The sequence below is a fragment of the Azospirillum sp. B4 genome (assembly GCF_000333275.1).
GTDB lineage: Bacteria > Pseudomonadota > Alphaproteobacteria > Azospirillales > Azospirillaceae > Nitrospirillum.
The window spans coordinates 1-1,795 of record NZ_BACU01000414.1; the positions used below are offsets into that span (position 1 = coordinate 1).

Genomic DNA, 1,795 nt, shown 5'->3' on the forward strand with positions numbered 1-1,795 from the left:
CCCGCTTCGCCGCGGTCAGGTTCTGGCGGGTCCAGCCACCGATTTCGTGCCGCATCAATTCGGACATCACGCGGCAGAGGGCGAGCTGCATCCTGGCAGGAGGACGGTCCAGCCAAGGGGTCGTCGGCTGGACCTTCGGCGCGGCGACAGGGGGCGGGGGCTTCCTGAAGAGCTTGGGACCAAACTGGATGGCGGCCATGGCGAGCAGCACGACGATCAGGAACGCCGACCGCCCGGTTATGACCTGCGTGCCAAGGGTCTCCAGCTTGGCGCCGTTGGCAGGGAGATACGCTTCCAGGCCCGCACCCTTGGCCCAGGTGTCAATGACGGAGGACGTCCACGACTTGGGCGCCATGATGCCGGCCCCTGTCGGAAAGCCGGCCCAGATCGACTGACTGCCAGCCTGGCTGGCCCGCCCTCTGCTTTCGATCCACTTCTCCACGTCCTGCGCTTCCAGGACCACGTCATCGGTGATCTGGCTGTCCATGACCCGCAAGCACCAATAGCGCTCGTTGGAAGGCGACCCTCCATCTCGATCCCTGGATAGGGGGAACACCGCGAGGATGCCGGTCTTGCGCCCATGCTCAGCCTGCAGGATGGTCTTGGAAACGGCGTCCGCGGCGCTGATGGCGCCCTTGGTGGCCGCCTTGTCGCCCCGTCCCAGGGCGAACTGAGCCTTCTTGTCCTGTTCCACTTTTCGCGTGACCAGGACATTGGCGCTGGGCATGAGGCCAAGGGTCTTGCGGGCATCCTGGCGCAAGGTCACAGGGGAGCCCGCCAGATACCAACTGAGGCCGAAGGCATATTGATACCTGGCGACCCTCATGGTCGTGAGGGGTCGCAAGCTGGCGCCCTGTGCTTCAGCCGCCCTTTCGACAGCGCCGTCGCTCATCGCAGACCCCTCGGGCCATCAGTCGCGGAGGCTTGGTCCGCCACGGTCGGTGGACGAAATTCCTGGACCTTGACGGCCAGGATGAAGCGACGCCTTTGCTTGATAGCGGATTTGCCGAAGCCGCCGGTGACGCTGTCGTCGGTCGACAACTGATCCTGGTCGAAGCCGGCGGTCATGAGGGTGGACCCGTCCGGCAAGGGCAAATTGTGCTGCATCACGACCTGGCTCTGGTGAGGCAGCTGCAGCGTCTGGCCGCCCGAGCCCTCCTGGGTGAAGGTGGCGGGGTCCTTCTGGCTCAGCATGAGGAACAGCCGGATGTTCCCGTCATCCTGGATGCTGGCCATCGCCGTGCCGGTATACCCGCTCGTCGTGGTACCCGGCACAAGCTGGGATGCGGTGGTCGAGGAAGTCGAGGTCGTCGTGCCGATGGGGTTGGCCGTGACCGACTGCAGGTAGTCATCCCGGGTGGTGACGAGGAGGGGCCCCACCTGTTCATTGCTGAGGGTCAGGGTGTAGGTGTACTCCAGCTTGGCGTGCTGCTTTCGCAGCTGGTACTGGATGGCGGCGCTGGAACCGGCGACATCTCCCCAGAAGCTGGATGCCTTGGTCAGTGGCGACAGGACGCTGAACGTGGTGGTGCCCACGGTTGAGCTGGTGACGTTCGAGCCGCCATTGAAGGCGATCCCGGCGCTGTCCGAGCCCCGGAAGGTGGGCGACAACGTCAAGCCTAGGTCGTTATTGTCCGTCGCCGTGACCGACAGGACATTCACGGTCAACAGGATGGTCCGCGACAGCCTTTCGTTTTCCTCGTCAAGATATGCCGCGACACGCGCCATGGTGCTTTTCGGCGCGGTCACCACGACGGTTCCCAGCTGCTGCGTGACCGTCACCTTCCCTGTGCCG

At 64.6% G+C, this 1,795-nt stretch carries 2 protein-coding genes; both read right to left on the reverse strand.

Translation table 11 applies throughout. The annotated features are described in order from the left end of the window. On the reverse strand, positions 1–892 hold an 892-nt coding region (locus I55_RS18445; RefSeq protein ID WP_044562048.1), incomplete at its 3' end, for a hypothetical protein. Then, positions 889–1,795 (reverse strand): hypothetical protein (locus I55_RS18450; RefSeq protein ID WP_211100315.1); only part of this gene is annotated, 907 nt, incomplete at its 5' end. The genes I55_RS18450 and I55_RS18445, both read right to left, overlap by 4 nt.